Source organism: Leisingera sp. (assembly GCF_982940295.1).
Window position 1 is genome coordinate 22,382 of the sequence record NZ_CEYXRG010000021.1, and the last position, 12,721, is coordinate 35,102.

16 protein-coding genes are annotated in these 12,721 nt (G+C 63.2%); 7 read left to right on the forward strand and 9 right to left on the reverse strand.

Annotated elements, in window-relative coordinates; all coding sequences use genetic code 11:
- Nucleotides 1-6 precede the first annotated feature (6 nt).
- The 3 genes from AC4HIX_RS16995 to folK all read right to left on the reverse strand — a co-directional run bounded on the left by AC4HIX_RS16995 (nt 7) and on the right by folK (nt 3,194).
- The gene (locus AC4HIX_RS16995; RefSeq protein ID WP_475049211.1) at nt 7-2,142 is read right to left on the reverse strand and encodes a RelA/SpoT family protein; all 2,136 of its coding nucleotides are present in this window, start codon (nt 2,140-2,142) and stop codon (nt 7-9) included.
- A 35-nt stretch (nt 2,143-2,177) separates the two neighbouring features.
- Nucleotides 2,178-2,531: a DNA-directed RNA polymerase subunit omega gene (gene rpoZ / locus AC4HIX_RS17000; RefSeq protein ID WP_475049209.1), complete on the reverse strand. Its 354-nt coding sequence runs from the start codon at nt 2,529-2,531 to the stop codon at nt 2,178-2,180.
- Between the two features lie 93 nt (nt 2,532-2,624).
- Nucleotides 2,625-3,194: a 2-amino-4-hydroxy-6-hydroxymethyldihydropteridine diphosphokinase gene (gene folK, locus AC4HIX_RS17005; RefSeq protein WP_490399843.1), complete on the reverse strand. Its 570-nt coding sequence runs from the start codon at nt 3,192-3,194 to the stop codon at nt 2,625-2,627.
- A gap of 136 nt (nt 3,195-3,330) precedes the next feature.
- On the opposite strand from folK, the gene AC4HIX_RS17010 reads away from it, so the two are divergent.
- The gene (locus AC4HIX_RS17010; RefSeq protein WP_008555764.1) at nt 3,331-3,900 is read left to right on the forward strand and encodes a LabA-like NYN domain-containing protein; all 570 of its coding nucleotides are present in this window, start codon (nt 3,331-3,333) and stop codon (nt 3,898-3,900) included.
- 65 nt (nt 3,901-3,965) lie between these two features.
- On the opposite strand, the gene AC4HIX_RS17015 is transcribed toward AC4HIX_RS17010, so the two are convergent.
- Nucleotides 3,966-4,427, reverse strand: coding sequence for a c-type cytochrome (locus tag AC4HIX_RS17015; RefSeq protein ID WP_490399844.1), 462 nt, complete (start codon nt 4,425-4,427; stop codon nt 3,966-3,968).
- Nucleotides 4,428-4,581: 154 nt separating this feature from the next.
- On the opposite strand from AC4HIX_RS17015, the gene ispH reads away from it, so the two are divergent.
- The 5 genes from ispH (at nt 4,582) to AC4HIX_RS17040 (ending at nt 7,966) form a co-directional block, all read left to right on the forward strand.
- Nucleotides 4,582-5,532 (forward strand): 4-hydroxy-3-methylbut-2-enyl diphosphate reductase, encoded by a 951-nt coding sequence (gene ispH / locus AC4HIX_RS17020; RefSeq protein ID WP_490399845.1) that lies wholly within the window; start codon nt 4,582-4,584, stop codon nt 5,530-5,532.
- 99 nt (nt 5,533-5,631) lie between these two features.
- Nucleotides 5,632-6,246 carry a LysE family translocator gene (locus AC4HIX_RS17025; protein ID WP_490399846.1) on the forward strand — a complete coding sequence of 205 codons (615 nt, stop codon included), beginning with the start codon at nt 5,632-5,634 and terminating at the stop codon, nt 6,244-6,246.
- A gap of 23 nt (nt 6,247-6,269) precedes the next feature.
- Nucleotides 6,270-6,869, forward strand: coding sequence for a class I SAM-dependent DNA methyltransferase (locus AC4HIX_RS17030; protein ID WP_490399847.1), 600 nt, complete (start codon nt 6,270-6,272; stop codon nt 6,867-6,869).
- Entirely contained in the window at nt 6,862-7,326 is a 465-nt protein-coding gene (gene rnhA / locus AC4HIX_RS17035; RefSeq protein WP_475049199.1) for a ribonuclease HI, read from the forward strand. Before AC4HIX_RS17030 ends, rnhA begins: the two co-directional genes overlap by 8 nt.
- Nucleotides 7,327-7,342: 16 nt before the next feature.
- Nucleotides 7,343-7,966, forward strand: a complete 624-nt coding sequence (locus AC4HIX_RS17040; protein ID WP_490399848.1) for a trimeric intracellular cation channel family protein — start codon at nt 7,343-7,345, stop codon at nt 7,964-7,966.
- A gap of 6 nt (nt 7,967-7,972) precedes the next feature.
- On the opposite strand, the gene AC4HIX_RS17045 is transcribed toward AC4HIX_RS17040, so the two are convergent.
- The 5 genes from AC4HIX_RS17045 to def (AC4HIX_RS17065) form a co-directional block, all read right to left on the reverse strand.
- On the reverse strand, nt 7,973-8,965 hold the full coding sequence (locus tag AC4HIX_RS17045) for a glycosyltransferase family 2 protein (protein ID WP_490399849.1): 993 nt from the start codon (nt 8,963-8,965) through the stop codon (nt 7,973-7,975).
- A gap of 132 nt (nt 8,966-9,097) precedes the next feature.
- The gene (locus AC4HIX_RS17050) at nt 9,098-9,334 is read right to left on the reverse strand and encodes a GlsB/YeaQ/YmgE family stress response membrane protein (RefSeq protein ID WP_475049191.1); all 237 of its coding nucleotides are present in this window, start codon (nt 9,332-9,334) and stop codon (nt 9,098-9,100) included.
- Between the two features lie 13 nt (nt 9,335-9,347).
- Complete coding sequence (gene fmt / locus AC4HIX_RS17055) at nt 9,348-10,253, reverse strand: methionyl-tRNA formyltransferase (protein ID WP_490399850.1); 906 nt, start codon at nt 10,251-10,253, stop codon at nt 9,348-9,350.
- Between the two features lie 167 nt (nt 10,254-10,420).
- Nucleotides 10,421-10,918, reverse strand: coding sequence for a peptide deformylase (def, locus tag AC4HIX_RS17060; RefSeq protein ID WP_490399851.1), 498 nt, complete (start codon nt 10,916-10,918; stop codon nt 10,421-10,423).
- 13 nt (nt 10,919-10,931) lie between these two features.
- Complete coding sequence (gene def / locus AC4HIX_RS17065; protein WP_475049186.1) at nt 10,932-11,450, reverse strand: peptide deformylase; 519 nt, start codon at nt 11,448-11,450, stop codon at nt 10,932-10,934.
- A 98-nt stretch (nt 11,451-11,548) separates the two neighbouring features.
- On the opposite strand from def (AC4HIX_RS17065), the gene AC4HIX_RS17070 reads away from it, so the two are divergent.
- Complete coding sequence (locus tag AC4HIX_RS17070) at nt 11,549-12,721, forward strand: MalY/PatB family protein (protein WP_490399852.1); 1,173 nt, start codon at nt 11,549-11,551, stop codon at nt 12,719-12,721.

Here is a 12,721-nt window from a genome sequence, read left to right on the forward strand (position 1 = left end):
AGCGGCTTACCCCGGAAAATGGCGCTCTTCCGGCTTGTTCCGGAACCGCGCCACCGCGGCAACATCGCTTTCTGCTTCAAGCGTCAGCATCAGCGAGTGCAGCTGCTCCACATCCCGCAGCTCCACATTGATCATAAGCCGGTAAAAGTCTGGTTTCCTGTCAACAAATTCAAGGTCCGAAATATTGGCCTTTTTCTCGCCGATCAATGTGCAAATGCGTCCCAGCACCCCGGCATCATTGCCGATTGTCAGCTCCAGCGTGGTGCCATAGGCGGCCGGGTGGGTGCCGCTGTGCCACTGCACGTCCATCCAGCGTTCCGGCTGGTCCTCGAACTCGCCCAGCTTGTCGCAATCGGCGGCATGCACCACAACGCCGCGGCCGCGGTAGGTGATACCGATGATGCGCTCACCCGGCAGCGGCTGGCAGCAGGGCGCGCGCTCAAAGCTTTGACCCGGCTCCAGACCGATCACTGCCCGGCGCGGGGAAATCTCATCGCCATCGCCGGAGGTGGTGAGTTCCGGATAGACCGACTGCACCACGTCGTGCGCGGTGATCTCGGCCGCGCCCAGCCTTGCCAGCAGCTCGTTCACGCCGCTGGCCCGCAGCGCGCGGGCCGCGGTTTCCAGCGCCTTGTCAGTCGCCTTCTTGCCGACATGCTCAAACGCCGAGCGGGCCAGCTCATGCCCCAGTTTCACAAACCGCGCCCGGTCCGCCTCGCGCAGCGCCCGGCGAATGGCTGTGCGGGCCTTGCCGGTGGTGGCGATTTCCAGCCAGCTCACCTGCGGGGTCTGGCCCTCGGCGGTGATCACATCCACCGACTGGCCATTGCGCAGCCTGGTCCACAGCGGCACCCGGATACCGTCCACTTTGGCCCCCACGCAGGCATGGCCAATCCGGGTGTGGATGGCATAGGCGAAGTCGATCGGCGTCGCGCCCTTAGGCAGCTTGATCACGTCGCCCTTGGGGGTGAAACAGAACACCTGGTCCGAATACATCTCGAGCTTCACGGCTTCGAGGAATTCGTCGTGATCGTCCTCGGCGTCGAACTGCTCCGTCAGCGAGGCAATCCACTTGGCAGGGTCGACGGCAAAGGGGTTTTCCGAACGCACGCCATCACGGTACGACCAATGCGCCGCCACCCCTGTCTCTGCCACGTCATGCATCTGGCGGGTGCGGATCTGCACCTCAACCCGCTTGCCGTCGCGGCCCGAAACGGTGGTGTGGATCGAGCGGTAGCCGTTCGACTTCGGCTGGCTGATGTAATCCTTGAACCGGCCCGGCACCGCTCGCCAGCGCTGGTGAATGGCGCCCAGCGCGCGGTAAGCATCCTCCTCGGACCCGGTGATCACCCGGAATCCATAAATGTCGGAGAGCCGCGAAAAGCCCTGATCCTTGGCCTGCATCTTGCGCCAGATCGAATAGGGCTTCTTGGCGCGGCCAAAGACCTCGGCCTCGATCCCGGCCTTTTCCAGCTCCAGCCGCATGTCGCCGGTAATCCGGTGGATGACGTCACCGGTCTCCCGCTGCAAGGTCACAAAGCGGCGGATGATCGACTGTCGCCCCTCGGCATTCAGCACCCGGAACGCCAGGTCCTCCAGCTCCTCGCGCATCCACTGCATACCCATACGGCCAGCCAGCGGCGCATAGATATCCATGGTCTCGCGCGCCTTCTGGGCCTGCTTTTCCGGGCGCATCGCCTTGATCGTGCGCATGTTGTGGAGACGGTCGGCGAGCTTGACCAGGATCACCCGCAGATCCTTGGACATCGCCATGAAGAGCTTGCGGAAGTTTTCCGCCTGCTTGGTCTCGCGGCTGCTGAGCTGCAGATTGGTCAGCTTGGTGACACCATCGACCAGCATCGCCACCTCGCCGCCAAAGCGGCGGGCGACTTCCTCGTACGAGGCTTTGGTGTCTTCGATGGTATCATGCAGCAGCGCGGTAATGATGGTGGCATCATCCAGGCGCTGTTCAGTCAGGATCGCGGCGACGGCCACCGGATGCGTGAAATAGGGCTCGCCCGAGTGGCGGTACTGCCCCTCATGCATCCGTTCACCAAAAGCATAGGCCTCGGCGATCCGTTCCGCATTTGTTTTGGGATTGTAGTTGCGGACCAGAGCAATCAGGTCGTCAGGGGAAATCATGTCCGGTCCGCAGCCTCAAATTCCAGACGCGCGCCTCAGCCCTGGCCTTGGGCCTCCATCAGTGCGCGCAGCAGTTTCTCTTCCGACATGTCGTCTTCGGCGGGCTTGTCGCCATCCGCGCCCATCAGCAGAGCCATGGAATCCTCTTCCGGCTCGTCAACCTCGATCTGGGTCTGGTTGCTCTCGATCAGACGCTCGCGCAGTTCGTCGGCGCTCTGGGTCTCTTCGGCAATCTCGCGCAGGGACACGACCGGGTTCTTGTCGTTATCACGCTCAACGGTGAGCGGGGCACCAGCCGAGATCTCGCGGGCACGATGCGCTGCAAGCATTACCAGCTCAAAGCGGTTGGGCACCTTGTCTACGCAATCTTCAACCGTCACGCGGGCCATCAGCGACTCTCCAATTCATTCCTGGTCCAGAAGGCAGACATTTACGCCCAAATCTTTCTCTTGACAAGGGCGGAAAACGACGCATCGCACGGGTTACAGGGGGACAACTTCCGCCGCCTCTTCCGGCTTCAGGTCCGCCAGCATCTCAGCCACTGTTTTCTGCAGCACCGGATGCCGCCAGCGCGGCGCGATATCCATAAGCGGCACCAGCACAAAGGCCCGGTCCTGTATGCGCGGATGCGGCAGGATCAGCTGCCCCGGCGCCTCTTGCATCTGCCGCTCCAGCGGCAGCCCGTGCCAGCGGGCGTACCCCGCGGCGTCCGGCAGAACTGCGCCGCCGTGATCCAGCAGATCCAAATCCAGCGTGCGCATTCCCCAGCGCTGCTCCCGCACCCGGGCAAACCGCGCCTCAACCTCATGGAGCCGCGCCAGCAGAGCGTCCGCGGTCAGGGCGGTCTCCACCGCAACCGCGGCGTTCACATAATCCGGGCCTGCTCCGGCCGGAAAACAGGGCGTAAGAAAGAAGCGCGAGACGCTGCGCAGCCCCAAATCCTCCGCCTGCAGGGCGGAAATGGCCTTTGACAACGTGACTTGCGGCGCATTAGCGTCAACTGGCAGGTTTCCGCCAAGCGCGATCAGCGACAGGTTCCGGTTTGCGGCCATTTTTGACCCTATTTCAGAATGGCAGTATACTTGCGGCAGATGACAAATAACTTACATTAAGTCCACCCGTTTCGCCGATTTCAAGCACTCACTCACGGACACCCGGCCGAGGCGGATATACCGGAAGGAACATTTAATGTTTTACAAAGACGAACGGCTCGCGCTGTTCATAGACGGGTCTAACCTGTACGCCGCGGCCAAGGCGCTCGGGTTCGACATCGACTACAAGCTTCTGCGGCAGGAATTCATGCGCCGCGGCAAGCTGCTGCGCGCCTTTTATTACACCGCCCTGCTGGAGAATGACGAATATTCTCCGATCCGGCCGCTGGTTGACTGGCTGCATTACAACGGCTTCACCATGGTCACCAAACCGGCCAAGGAATACACGGACAGCCTGGGCCGCCGCAAAGTTAAAGGCAACATGGACATTGAGCTTACCGTTGATGCCATGGAGCTGGCACCGCGGGTGGACCATATCGTGCTGTTCTCGGGTGATGGGGATTTCCGCCCGCTGATTGCCAGCCTGCAGCGCCAGGGCGTGCGTGTTTCGGTGGTCTCGACCATCCGCAGCCAGCCGCCGATGATCTCTGACGATCTGCGCCGCCAGGCCGACAACTTCATCGAACTGGAAGAGCTGCGCGACGTCATCGGCCGCCCGCCGCGCGAGCAGAGCGACCAGCGCTCGGCAACCGTCGCGCACGGCTAAGCAGAAGCAACCGCTTCATATCCGGAGCAAGGCGCCAGATGGGGCGGCGCCTGCTCCGGACCAAATCAATCGACCGCCTGGCTGTTTATCTGGTTGTGACGGGCGATTATATCTTCGGGCCAGCGGCTTTTGATATAGGCCAGCACCGCCAGCATCTCCTCCTCAGTCAGCACACCGGCGTAGCCGCCCATGCGGCTGCGGTAGCCATTGCCGACCAGCTGGGCGACGCCGTGCCTGGTGATCTCCAGCAGTTGAGCGTCCGGGTGATGCCAAGTGTGGCCGCTTTCATCCTGCGGCGGTGCAGGCAGATAGCCTTCACTGTCCCGTTGCTGCCAATTGGGCTCACCCTGCAAGTCCTCTCCGTGGCAGCTAGCACAGTGGTCCAGATAAATCACCTGCCCAGCAGCCACCGCTTCCGGATCCTGATAGGGCAAGATCACGCCTGCCCGCGGATCGGCCTCCGCCAGCCAGTAATACGCAGCCGCTGCCACCCCGGCCGCAGCGGTAAAGGCAATCACCTGCTTCATGCTGCCCTCATGCCTGTTGCTGTGCCTTTTGCTGTCCAAGGCGGGCTTTTGCCGCCTTCCCCCGCAGGAACCTCCAATCACAAACCTGTGATGCCGCCCGGGCACTGGACCTTGCCGCCTGAACCGCTTACCTCTGGCCCGCAAGGAGACGCCCATGACCAAGCCAGCCCTGACCCTTTACCTCGCCGCGCCGCGCGGCTTCTGCGCCGGCGTAGACCGCGCCATCAAGATTGTCGAAATGGCAATCAGCAAATGGGGTGCGCCGGTTTATGTCCGCCACGAGATCGTGCACAACAAGTTCGTGGTCGACAGCCTGCGCGAAAAGGGCGCGGTGTTTGTCGAGGAGCTGGACGAATGCCCCGATGACCGGCCGGTGATCTTCTCCGCCCACGGTGTGCCTAAATCGGTGCCCGCCGCGGCCGAAGCGCGTGAAATGATCTACGTCGATGCCACCTGCCCGCTGGTCTCCAAGGTGCACATCGAGGCGCAGCGCCACGCGGAAAACGGCCTGCAGATGATCATGATCGGCCACAAGGGCCACCCGGAAACCATCGGCACCATGGGCCAGCTGCCCGAGGGCGAAGTGCTGCTGGTGGAAACCGCAGCGGACGTGGCCACGGTAGAGGTCCGCGATCCGGACCGCCTCGCCTATGTCACCCAGACCACCCTGTCTGTCGATGACACCAAGGGAATCGTCGCGGCGCTGGAACAACGCTTTCCCAACATCATCGGCCCGCACAAGGAAGACATCTGTTACGCCACCACCAACCGCCAGGAGGCGGTGAAATCGGTGGCCCCCAAGGCCGACGCTCTCCTGGTGGTCGGTGCGCCCAACTCCTCCAACTCCCGCCGCCTGGTCGAGGTTGGCGCCAAGAACGGCTGCAATTACGCCCAGCTTGTGCAGCGCGCCGATAACATCGACTGGCGCGCGCTGGAGGGCATCCGCTCCGTCGCCATCACCGCCGGTGCCTCCGCTCCGGAACTGCTGGTCAACGAGGTGATCGACGCCTTCCGCGCCCGCTATGACGTGACCGTCGAGGTCGTGGAAACCGCTGTCGAAACCGTGGAGTTCAAGGTGCCACGCGTTTTGCGGCAGTCCGCATAATCTCCCCGCCGGGTGCAATCCAGATTACAGAAAACACACCCGCCGCGGGCTAATCATGTTACGCATTAATCCCTGGGTATTTCTTCTGGAGCTGCATTCATGATTACGCTGCACTTTCTGATCACTGCATTTGTTGTCGTCCTCGCCCCCGGCACAGGGGTCATCTACACGCTGGCCCTAGGCCTTGGCCAAGGCTGGCGCGCGTCCATTTGGGCGGCGGTCGGCTGCACCTTCGGCATCGTTCCCCACCTCGCCGCCGCCACCCTGGGGCTGGCCGCCGTCCTGCACAGCTCCGCCGTACTGTTTCAGATCGTCAAGGCGGCGGGCGTCGCCTATCTGCTGTATCTCGCCTGGCAGGCGCTGCGCAGCGGCGGTGTTTTGGCCGTGGATTCCAAACGCACCACCCAGCCCGGCTGGAAAATCGCCTGGCGCGGGGCGCTGATCAACATCTTGAACCCCAAACTGTCGGTGTTCTTTCTGGCTCTGCTGCCGCCCTTCCTCAGCGGGAATCCCGCCAGCGCCACGCTGGAGATGTCGGTTTTGGGCCTGGTTTTCATGGCGATGACTTTTGCCATCTTTATGCTCTACGGGTTGTTCGCCGCCCAAGCCCGCGCCTATCTTCTGAACAGCGAACGGGTGCTGAAGTGGATGAGCCGCGGCTTTGCCGCCGTCTTTGCCGGCCTCGCCGCCCGGCTGGCCGTGGAGCGCGCCTGACTACGCGGCCTGGAGATGACCAGATGAGCGATGACAGAACCATCAGCGTCTATGACGAGCACGCCGCGGAATACGCGGAACGCTTTGCCGGCAGCCCGGACACAGGGGAGGAGGCCGACTTTCAGGCCTTCACCACCCGGCTTCCGGAAGGCGGCACAGTCCTGGACCTCGGCTGCGGCCCCGGCCATTGGGCGGCGCGCTTGAGGGACGCGGGCTACCGCGTGGCTGCGCTGGATGCTTCGCAAGAAATGGCGGAAGCTGCCCGCACGGCCTACGGCATCGAGGTTACCGTCGCAGGGTTTCACGCCCTGGACGCCGAAGCGGTGTTCGACGGCGTCTGGGCCTATTTCAGCCTGCTGCATGTGCCGCGCGCCGAGCTTGCGATTCATCTGTCCGCCATACATCGGGCGCTGACCCCAGGCGGCACGTTGTGCCTGGCGATGAAACTGGGTGAAAGCGAAGGCCGCGATGAACTGGGCAGGTTCTATGCCTACTACAGTAAAGAAGAACTGCAGGAGAAACTCGAAGACTCCGGCTTTACTGTCGTTGGCAGCCGCCGCGGCACGGGCAAAGGACTGGCTGGCACCGACGCGGACTTCGTAGTACTGACCGCGCATGCCTGAATTATTTGCTTATACCGACGGCGCCTGCTCTGGAAATCCCGGCCCCGGCGGCTGGGGCGTCCTGCTGCGCGCCATGGACGGTGACACCATCGTCAAAGAAAAAGAACTCAGCGGTGGCGAGGCCGAGACCACCAACAACCGGATGGAGCTGTTGGCCGCGATCAACGCGCTGGAGAGCCTGGCGCGGCCGTCCACAATCACCGTGGTCACCGACTCGGCCTATGTTAAGAACGGTGTCACCGGCTGGATCTTCGGCTGGAAGAAGAACGGCTGGAAGACCTCCAGCAAGAAGCCGGTAAAGAATGTCGAGCTGTGGCAGCGGCTGGACGAAGCCCAGCGCCGCCACAAGGTGACCTGGGAATGGGTCAAGGGCCACGCAGGCCACCCGGAGAACGAACGCGCGGATGAGCTGGCCCGCGCCGGCATGGCCCCCTTCAAGAAGAAGAAAAGCGCCTGATGCGCAGGGCTGGCGTATGAGCTTTCTGACCCTGCTCGACTACGCCTCGGTTCTAGTCTTCGCCTTGACCGGGGCGCTGGTTGCCAGCCGGGCGCAGCTCGACATTGTCGGCTTTGCCTTCGTCGCCTGCCTGACCGCGGTCGGCGGCGGCACGGTCCGGGATCTGCTGCTGAACCGTGATCCGGTGTTCTGGGTCGGTGACCCCAACTACATCCTGCTTGCAGCCGCTGCCGCAGTGGCGGTGTTCTTTACCGCGCATCTAGTGGAAAGCCGGATGCGCTGGGTGATCTGGCTGGACAGCTTTGCCTTGGCGGTTGCCGTGCCCGCAGGCACCGGCGCGGCGATTGCACTGGGTAAGGGGCCGGTGATCGTGGTGCTGATGGGCATGGCCACCGGTTCGCTGGGCGGGCTGATGCGCGACGTGGTCTGTAACGAGGTCCCGCTGGTCCTGAAACAGGGCGAACTGTACATCACCTGCGCCATGGCCGGCGCAATCACCGCCGTGCTGGCAATCTCCGCGGGGCTGGAGCTGCGGTTTGCCCTGCTCGCCTGTGCCGGCGTCTGCTGGACCTTGCGCGCAGGCTCCATCCTGTTCGGCTGGCACCTGCCCGTCTATAAGAGCCGCCCGCCCCGCAGTTGAACCGGATCAGGTGTTTCTGCGGCTGCCTTCCACAGCTTTCAGAAACGCCTGCCCCTCTTCGCTGATCCGGGCCTTGCGGCCGCGGCGGCGGTGCCAGATCTGCGCCATCTCGTGGTATTCCCGCAAACTGGCGTCCCGCAGCAGATCTTCCTTGATCTCCAGCGCGGCAGCGAAATTGTCAGCCAGCCGCCGGTCCTCCGCCTCGTTCCTGTCGAACTTGTGCCAGTAGCCCGGCTCAATGGCCGACGTGAAGTGATTAGCCCGGCCGCGGGCTTTCTTGTTCAGGAACCCGTCGCGGGAGCGCAGTGCGTAATGGTTGAGCTGCGCGGCTGAATATCCGTAACTGCCACGCACATACAGGGCGCCATCCAGCTCATTTTCGGGCAGGCGGGTGCCATCGGCCAGCTGCCAGTTCACCTCCTCCGGCGCAACTGCCAGGAAGGGGCGGTGGACGCCCATCCGGTCGAATTTCCCATTGTTGCGGAAGGCCGTCTTGAAGAACCGGTGCTCATCCGCACGCCCTTCCTCTGGCTCGGCCCGGACAAAAGCCTGCGGCACAGCGGGATGGTCCGCAGTCCCTATGCCCGCATTTCCGAAGATCCGCCAAACAAACGAGACCGCGTCCGCGTCCGGGCGCTGTGCCAGAAGCCCCGGCAGCGTGCCGTCGGCGGTATTGATCTGCAAATACTCGTCGACATCCACCACCAGCACCCAGTCGGCCTGGGCTACCTTGGGTTCATACTCCGCCCACATCAGCGCGCTTTTGTGCGGCCCCCGCCGCATCACCCGGCTAAAGCGATGCTCCACCACTCCCATCCGGTGCAGGCAGCGCAGAATATGGTCGGTGGGGTCCGAGCAATCGTTGGTGAAAATGACGAAATCGCTGACACCGATGGACTTGTAGTGGCTGATCCAGTCCAGGATATACGCGCCTTCATCCTTCATGGTGGTCACAACCACCACATTCGGCGCACCGGGCCGGCCGCTGTCCTGTGTCATATTCAATTGCTCTCCGCCTCTGTTTCCACCGTTTTTCTTGCGGCGGTTACGGCACCTTACCCATCGGACAGCTATGTGCAGCAGGAATTGTGCATTCTCCCTCCGGCTGTGTCCCGCGGGCCTCAGCCTGGGTTACCTGCCAAAGTAGCGCTGCCAGAGCCAAATCAGCACCAGGGCACCCAGAACCGCGCCAACGAACCCGGCCATGAACCCCATCACGGCGAGTAATCCCCGCAGCACCAGCCCGCCCACCAGCGCGCCGGCCATACCGATGCAGACCGTTGTAATGATATCGGTTTCCAACCGCATCAGCCGCGTCGCCAGAAAGCCCGCCGCAGCGCCGATGATGATCAGGGCAATTATGGGCATGCCGCGCCTCCGGTTACAGGCAGCTGCCCCTTTGAACCGGGAAACCGCGCAGGAATACATCCGGATCCTGCGCGCTTTTGCCTGCCCGTTGCAAGCGCAACAGCTGTACAGCCCCTGCGCCGCAGGCAACCGTCAGGGCGTCATCCAGCACCTCGCCCGGCGCGCCCTGCCCCTCTGCCAGCCGCGACGCCAGCAGTTTGACGCGCTGGCCTTCGATTTCGCACCAGGCGCCGGGGAAGGGTGACAGCCCGCGGATCTTGCGGTCTACTTCTGCCGCAGGGCGGCTCCAGTCGATCTGTGCCTCGCCCTTGTCGATCTTTTCAGCGTAGGTGACGCCCTCTTCGGGCTGCACTTCCGGTGTCAGCTCCGGCAGGCGGTTCAAGGCCTCAACGATCAGCCCGGCGCCCATTTTCGACAGCCGGCCATGCAGCTGGGCGGTGGTTTCCTCTGCACCGATCGCAGTGGCCTCGCGCAGCAGCACCGGGCCGGTGTCAAGCCCCGCCTCCATCTGCATGATGCAGATGCCGGTTTCCGCGTCGCCCGCCATGATCGCCCGGTGGATGGGCGCCGCCCCGCGCCAGCGCGGCAACAGGCTCGCGTGGATGTTCAGGCAGCCATGTTCCGGAGCATCCAGAATGGCCTGCGGCAGGATCAGCCCATAGGCCACGACCACCGCAATATCAGCGTTCAGCGCAGCAAATTCCGCCTGCCCCGCAGCGCCTTTCAGCGAGACCGGGTGCCGCACATCCAGCCCCAAGGCCGCGGCGCGGGCGTGGACCGGGGTTGGACGGTCCTTCTTGCCGCGGCCCGCAGGCCGCGGCGGCTGGCAGTAAACGGCAGCAATTTCGTGCCCAGCCTCGACCAGCGCGTCCAGCACCGGCACCGAGAAGTCAGGCGTTCCCATGAAGATGATGCGCATCGGCGTCCCCCGTCTGCACCCCGGTTGCCTTGCCGCACTCCCAGACGGGCTTGCCTGAAACAACGCAGGTTCGCGCCCGGTCCCGGGGTGGGCGTTTCGCGCCCGCCCTGGGGGCGGGGCCGGGCGCGAACCGGGCCGCAGGCGGCCCGGGAGTTCAGTTTCCAGCCTCAGCCGGTCAGCTTCTTCGCCTTGCGGATCAGCATGTCGCGCTTCACCTTGCTCAGCCGGTCAAAGTACATTTTACCGTTCAGATGGTCGATCTGATGCTGGACCGAAGTTGCCTCAATTCCCACAAAATCCTTGCGGTCCACCATCCCTTGCTCGTTGACGAACCGGACCGTCACGGCCCTCGGGCGTTTGATTTTGGCCGAAACTCCGGGCAGATTGGGGCTGGCCTCGTCATGCTCGCGCAGCTCGATCGAGGCATGCAGGATTTCCGGGTTCGCCAGCTTCACGGCCCGGCCGCGCTCGGTGGAGCCATCCACCACCGCCAGCCGCAGCATCACGCCGATCTGGTTGGCGGCCAGGCCCACGCCCGGCATCGCCTCCATGGTATCGACCATATCGTCCCAGATTTCGCGAATCTCGTCGGTGATCTCTGTCACCTCTTCAGCTTTGGTGCGCAGGCGCTTATCGGGCCAGGGCAGGCAGATGCGGACGGTCATCTCTGGAAATCCCTCAGGCGCGGGCGCGTTCGCGCTTCAGCTTCTGCATCTTGCGGGTGATCATCTGGCGCTTCAGCGGTTTCAGGTAATCAATGAACAGCTTGCCGTTCAGGTGGTCGATCTCATGCTGCACGCAAGTCGCCCACAGCCCGTCAAAGGTTTCCCGCTGCGCATTGCCGTTGCGGTCCATCCACTCGACCTCTACCACCTTGGGGCGGGTCACCTCGGCATACTGGTCCGGGATCGACAGACAGCCTTCCTCATAGACGCTGGTTTCGTCCGAAGCGGAGATGATTTTCGGGTTGAACATCACCAGCGGGCGCGGGTCGCCATCCTCTTCCTTGACGCAATCCAGCACGATCAGCCGCTGCATAATACCGATCTGCGGCGCCGCCAGGCCGATGCCGGGGGCTGCATACATGGTTTCCAGCATGTCATCCGCCAGCACGCGCAACTCGTCGCTGAGGTCCGGCACAGCCGCGCAGACCTTTTTCAGGCGGGGATCGGGATGGATCAGGATCTGTCGTTTCATGAAGTTCATGTATGCGATCAGCGGCCCCATCGCAACGCCCCCTTGCGCCCGCCGCTGCAGCGATTAGCTTCGCTTCCAACCACAGGGGAGTTCACCACATGGATTTTGACACGATCATCGACCGCCGCGGCACCCACAGCTCGAAATGGGACAAGATGGAGCAGCTCTTCGGTGTCTCCTCGCAGGACGGCCTGGCGATGTGGACGGCGGACTCCGACTATCAGACTGCGCCCTGTGTCATCGAAGCTGTCAAGAAGGCCGCAGAGCACGGCGTCTTCGGCTATTCCTGGCAGCACCCGGAGTATCTGCAGGCGGTGCAATGGTGGATGAAAACCCGTCATAGCTGGGACATCGAAACCGATTGGGTGCTCACCACCCAAGGCCTCGGCAACGCCATCGCCCTGAGCCTCGATGTCTGGAGCCAGCCCGGCGACGGCGTGGTGATCTTTTCGCCCGTCTACCATGAGTTTGCCCACAAGGTGAACAAGGCCGGGCGCAAGGTCACCGAATGCCCGCTGGCGCGGGACGGCGATACCTACAATCTGGATCTGGATGATGCCCAGTCGCGCCTGAACGGGAGTGAAAAACTGCTGCTGTGGTGCTCGCCTCAGAACCCCTCGGGCCGGGTCTGGACACCGGAGGAACTGCGCGCGGTGGCGGAATTTGCCAAGCGCAATGATCTGATCCTAGTCTCTGACGAAATCCACCACGATCTGGTCTATCCGGGCAGTACCTTCGTGCCGATGGATGTGGCAGCGCCTGAGGCGCGCGCCTGGACCGTTACCCTGACGGCGCCCTCCAAAACCTTCAACATTGCCGGCCAGCGCACCGGCAACATGATCATCCCGGACCCGGACTTGCGCGCCGCGATGCGCCAGCGGCTGAACACGCTGGATTATGACCCGAGCGCGCTTGGCGTGGCGATGATCACCGCCGCCTACTCGCCCAAGGGTGCGGAATGGGTGGACGCCCAGATCGCCCACCTCGAAGGCAACAAGAAACTGTTTGATGAAGCCGTCAACGCCCTGCCTGGCCTGAAATCGCTGCCCCTGCAGTCCACCTATCTGGCCTGGGTCGATTTCTCCGGCACTGGCATGAGTCGCACGGAATTCATCAAACGGCTGCGCGAAGACGCCAAAATCGCCACCTCGCCCGGCGATGGCTTCGGCACCGGCGGCGAGCTCATGGAACGCTTCAACCTGGCCACCCAGCGCGCCAGGGTGGAGGAAGCCTGCCGCCGCCTGACCAAGGCCTTCTCGGACCTGCAATAA